This is a genomic window from Paracoccus sp. P2 (genome assembly GCF_046335115.1).
Lineage (GTDB): Bacteria > Pseudomonadota > Alphaproteobacteria > Rhodobacterales > Rhodobacteraceae > Paracoccus > Paracoccus pantotrophus.
Genome location: NZ_JBGOSN010000027.1, coordinates 1 through 4,046, shown reverse-complemented (window position 1 = coordinate 4,046; position 4,046 = coordinate 1). Strand labels below are relative to the sequence as shown.

General features: G+C 63.2%; 7 protein-coding genes. 2 read left to right on the top strand and 5 right to left on the bottom strand.

Annotation, left to right across the window (positions count from 1 at the left end):
• Positions 1-1,157: MFS transporter (locus ACDP63_RS16150; RefSeq protein WP_409928282.1), on the top strand; the 1,157-nt coding region annotated here is incomplete at its 5' end.
• A 364-nt stretch (positions 1,158-1,521) separates the two neighbouring features.
• Here the strand turns inward: ACDP63_RS16150 and ACDP63_RS16145 are convergent.
• The 5 genes from ACDP63_RS16145 to ACDP63_RS16125 all read right to left on the bottom strand — a co-directional run bounded on the left by ACDP63_RS16145 (position 1,522) and on the right by ACDP63_RS16125 (position 3,132).
• Positions 1,522-1,731 carry a hypothetical protein gene (locus ACDP63_RS16145; protein WP_147427764.1) on the bottom strand — a complete coding sequence of 70 codons (210 nt, stop codon included), beginning with the start codon at positions 1,729-1,731 and terminating at the stop codon, positions 1,522-1,524.
• A gap of 141 nt (positions 1,732-1,872) precedes the next feature.
• Positions 1,873-2,151, bottom strand: a complete 279-nt coding sequence (locus tag ACDP63_RS16140; protein ID WP_147427765.1) for a hypothetical protein — start codon at positions 2,149-2,151, stop codon at positions 1,873-1,875.
• The gene (locus ACDP63_RS16135; RefSeq protein ID WP_147427766.1) at positions 2,151-2,657 is read right to left on the bottom strand and encodes a hypothetical protein; all 507 of its coding nucleotides are present in this window, start codon (positions 2,655-2,657) and stop codon (positions 2,151-2,153) included. The genes ACDP63_RS16140 and ACDP63_RS16135 overlap by 1 nt, the downstream gene beginning before the upstream one ends.
• Positions 2,654-2,836: a hypothetical protein gene (locus ACDP63_RS16130; RefSeq protein ID WP_147427767.1), complete on the bottom strand. Its 183-nt coding sequence runs from the start codon at positions 2,834-2,836 to the stop codon at positions 2,654-2,656. Before ACDP63_RS16130 ends, ACDP63_RS16135 begins: the two co-directional genes overlap by 4 nt.
• The gene (locus ACDP63_RS16125) at positions 2,833-3,132 is read right to left on the bottom strand and encodes a zinc ribbon domain-containing protein (RefSeq protein WP_244314536.1); all 300 of its coding nucleotides are present in this window, start codon (positions 3,130-3,132) and stop codon (positions 2,833-2,835) included. Before ACDP63_RS16125 ends, ACDP63_RS16130 begins: the two co-directional genes overlap by 4 nt.
• A 97-nt stretch (positions 3,133-3,229) precedes the next feature.
• On the opposite strand from ACDP63_RS16125, the gene ACDP63_RS16120 reads away from it, so the two are divergent.
• On the top strand, positions 3,230-3,457 hold the full coding sequence (locus tag ACDP63_RS16120; protein WP_147427769.1) for a helix-turn-helix domain-containing protein: 228 nt from the start codon (positions 3,230-3,232) through the stop codon (positions 3,455-3,457).
• Positions 3,458-4,046 lie beyond the last annotated feature (589 nt).

The window sequence follows — 4,046 nt, the reverse complement described above, 5'->3', positions numbered from 1 at the left end:
CCCCCCCCCCCTGGCCGGTGATCTCGGCCCTCGGGATCGTCCAGATCTTCGCATGGGGCAGTTCCTACTACCTGCTGGCCGTGTTCGCAGGGCCTATTGCGGCCGAGACAGGTTGGCCGCTGTCGTGGGTCGTCGGCAGCCTGTCGTTGGGCCTGTTCGTCGCCGGTATGGCCTCGCCCCGCGTGGGCGAGGCGATCCGGCGTCATGGCGGGAGGCCGGTCCTGGCGCTGTCGAGCATTCTGCTCGCTGCCGGGCTGCTGATCTTCGCTACCGCGCCGGTCCTGCCGGTGTTCGTGGCAGGGTGGATCGTTCTAGGGATCGGGATGGGTGCTGGCCTCTATGATGCGGCCTTTGCCACCCTGGGCGGCATCTACGGGCGCAAGGCCCGATCCGCGATCACCACGCTGACACTGTGGGGCGGGTTCGCCAGCACGGTCTGCTGGCCGCTGTCGGCACTCTTCATCGAGCATCTGGGCTGGCGCTGGTCCTGTGTCGCCTATGCCCTGATCCAGCTCGGGCTATGCCTGCCGCTGATCCTGTTCGTTCTGCCGGGCAACGGGCGCGCCGCTCCCGCCGCTGCTGATCGGCAAAGCACGATCCGGCTTTCCGGGCCGGAGCGGCGAGCCTACCTCACCATGATGGCGATCATGGTCCTGGCGGGCCTCTCCGTCACCATCGTTTCGGTTCATCTGCTGACCATGCTGCAAGGCCGGAGCCTGTCGCTGGCCGAAGCCGTCGCCCTCGGGGCCTTGATCGGTCCCGCCCAGGTGACGGCCCGGCTGATCGAGATGGCAGGCGGCGGGCGGCATCACCCGATCTGGACATTGGCCGGAGCGGTGGGCCTGTCCGCCGTGGGCCTGGTCATGCTGGCCCTCGGCCTGCCGCTCGTCGGTGCCGCCATCTTCCTCTATGCGGCCGGGAACGGCATCTTCTCGATAGCCAAGGGTGCTCTTCCTCTGGCCCTGTTCGGTGCAGACCGCTACGCCCCGATCATGGGCAGGCTGGCGCGGCCCTCGTTGATCGCCCAAGCCATTGCGCCAACACTCGGAGCAATGCTGCTCTCTGCTGCCGGGACCGATTGGACGCTGAATGTGCTGGCGACCCTAGCGCTCGCCAACATCTTGCTCGTCATCATTCTCTGGAAAGATATGGAATAAAATAGGCCGCTGCTGGATGCCAGCAGCGGCGTGCATCGTCGGGATGGGTCAATTTTGCGTGTCGTTTGCGATACTTACCAGTGTCGCTTGACACCTGTCCGCTGCCGAGCTGACTTCGATGAGCCCAACTGTTGAAAGGCACGCTGCATGTCTTGGGGCTTGAGCAGGCAGCCAACAGTGCAGAGCGAGCAAAGCCAGCCGGGTTGGAGATGTGGGGATTCTAGTCGGTGGTAGCTTGAAAGGTGCCGCCCGTTGGGCGGGCGCAAACCCCATTCCGCCCCAGCCTCGTGGGGGCGGTCGGAATGCGGTTTGCGCGCAGCCTGACCCCGGCCCGCTCGCATCACGACGGGCCGTAGGGACGGGGTCAGGCGAATTCGTTTTCCCAGCAGGCCATCATCCAGCGCTCATCGCTGTCGGGCAGTTCGATGCCGTAGAATTCCAGCACCTGAGTGAGGTCGTAGATGCGTTCTTCCTGCTCCGGCTCGGTCAGTGCGGCCCACCAATTGCGTGCCTTGACCTCATCCGGCTCGAAGATCGATGCGGGCAGTTCGCCTTTGAACGGTTGCGGGGTCATCAGTTGTTTCCTGTCATTTGCCGCTGGGTGGTATCCAGCACTGCCGCTGATCCGGCGAGGCTGAAGAGGGGGAGATGGCCCATGCCTTGCCTGGACCATTTCCTGGGCGGGAACCCCGTTCAGCGCGTGAGGTTCCTGCCCTCACCCCTTGAACCGGGAAACCTCGGGCAGCGCGGGAAGGTATCGCAGGGCTGCCAATGCCATCTCCGCATTCACGCCTGCCGGCAGATCGACGGTATCTCCCTCCGCGATATGCATCAGCCGCGCCCGCAGCGTATTCCAGCTGAGGGGGCGGCCGGCCATCATCTTTGCCATCACGACCCGCCCGATGGTGAACGCAACCATGTCCGGGTTGTTCAGATAGTCAGGCCCTTTGCGCCGATATCCGTTGGCTGCGTGCATGGTCCCGTGGGAGGTCATCACTTGCCTCCCGTCATCCATGGCCGGATCGCGTCCAGAGCCGCCGCCGATCCGGCGAGGCTGAAGCGGTGGCGCTTGCCGCCGAAGCCGATCTCGACCCATTCCGCCTGCCGCACGTTGTGGACGAAGAGGTTGGTCGCGCCCATGCCGGCCGTGTCGAAATTGCTCAGCAGGATGTCGCTGCCGTCTGCCACGAAATCCAGCCTCTCGCCATTCGAGAACCGGATGCTGACCCGTTCGCCCGCCTCGGCGTTGCGGCCGTCCAGCGTCACGCTGACGCGGCAGTTGTTGAAGTCGCAGGTGCCGTTGGCGTCGAGTTCGTTCATCTGGTCGGTGCGGGTGATCCAGATCTCGTTGCCGCGCACCCGGCGCGGGCTGACCTCGCCGGTCTCGTTGGTGAAGGTCCAGTATTCGGCGCCGCCCTCGACGGACGCTTCGAAATACCAACCCGCGGCGAAGGCCGGGCTGGCGAGGGCGATCAGCGCGGCCGTGAACAGGTGCTTCATGCTTCCAGATCCTCCGGGGGAATGTCGATGCCGGTATCCGCCAGCGCCTGCGCGATCAGCTGGCTCATGGTGATGTCGCGCCGCAGTGCCTCGATCCGCAGGGATTTGTGGGCCTCGGCGCTGAGGCAGATCGAGGTGCGCTTCGGGCCGGCGGTTGGCTTCCGCTTCGCGGTTCTCATCGATACCAGCCCTCCGGCATCCGGGGGATCACATAGCGCAGGAACAGGCCGACACCGCCGGCGAACAACATGAAGGGCGACAGTAACAGGAAGGCGATCAACCCGTCGAATGCCGTCGTTCGGTCATCGACCGATGCAACCCAGGTGCCAAAGATTATACCGGCAAGAACGAAGAATGCGGCCACGCCGAGCATGAAGGCCGATGCCTGGCGCCAGCTTTCGACCGAGCGGCCCCACACCCCGCGGATCGCCCCGCAGGCAGGGCAGGTGGAGGCCTCGGCGTGAATCTCGGTCATGCAATGCGGACATTGTTGGGGCATGACGGGCTCCTTGATGTCGAATGAATGTTAAAACAGGTAGAGTTAAAAGCGTCGGTGCACAATAGCATTGTGCATGAAGACGACCCCCAGAAGCCCTCTGCGAGACATCGTGGCGCGCAACATGCGTAGGCTGCGGGCCGAGCGCGGCTGGTCGCAGGAGTACCTGGCGCATGAATGCGGGTTGAACCGGACCTATCTCAGCGCGGTCGAGCGGTCAGAGCAGAACATCTCTATCGACAACCTGTACAGGGTGGCACAAGGTTTAGGAGTCGAGAGTTGGACATTGCTGAAGGTCGAGTAGTCGGTGGCAAGGGCGAAAAACCGTCTGACGGAAGCGCGGCGTCGCTACCGCAGTGAAGTCAGGATAGAAATCACTCGTGCAAGGCGCCGCAGACGGCTGTCCCTTTGCCTTCGATCCACTGTGAAAGTGTGCGGATCCGGCTTTGCGGTTCGAGCGCTATTCCCTGTAGCGCGCTGCTTTGGATGGCGGACAAGCTCGAGAGCGAGGACGGCGACCGGGCGCGGCGTCTAGACAAAAACGGGAAAGATGGTATTCGAGACTGTATGATCTTGCTCTGGATTCGCCTCAACGTTGAGTGGCGAGAGTAGGAGGCTTTGCCCTGCTGGATGAGTCTCGGTTCGGGATGTGATATGATGGAGAATATTTGATGGCTCGTGGGCGGCCAAGGAAAGCTGTGTCTGAGCCGGAAAAATCCAATTCTCGGGCGTTTGAAGCACCTCTTTGGGCTGCTGCTGACAAACTGCGCGGCAACATGGACGCAGCGGAGGACTCTGTTGCACAAATTGACTGACGGTCAGAGTTCCCCTTTCCCCCGACGGAGTCATCCCACGGCTTGAGTTTCGGGTATGCCGAGTGCGGTGAAGCCGTT

Bases quoted from the DNA above. Each gene is read 5' to 3' on its own strand.
- ACDP63_RS16145 (WP_147427764.1), bottom strand. From the start codon at position 1,731: ATGACCCCGCAACCGTTCAAAGGCGAACTGCCCGCATCGATCTTCGAG.
- ACDP63_RS16140 (WP_147427765.1), bottom strand. From the start codon at position 2,151: ATGACCTCCCACGGGACCATGCACGCAGCCAACGGATATCGGCGCAAA.
- ACDP63_RS16135 (WP_147427766.1), bottom strand. From the start codon at position 2,657: ATGAAGCACCTGTTCACGGCCGCGCTGATCGCCCTCGCCAGCCCGGCC.
- ACDP63_RS16130 (WP_147427767.1), bottom strand. From the start codon at position 2,836: ATGAGAACCGCGAAGCGGAAGCCAACCGCCGGCCCGAAGCGCACCTCG.
- ACDP63_RS16125 (WP_244314536.1), bottom strand. From the start codon at position 3,132: ATGACCGAGATTCACGCCGAGGCCTCCACCTGCCCTGCCTGCGGGGCG.
- ACDP63_RS16120 (WP_147427769.1), top strand. From the start codon at position 3,230: ATGAAGACGACCCCCAGAAGCCCTCTGCGAGACATCGTGGCGCGCAAC.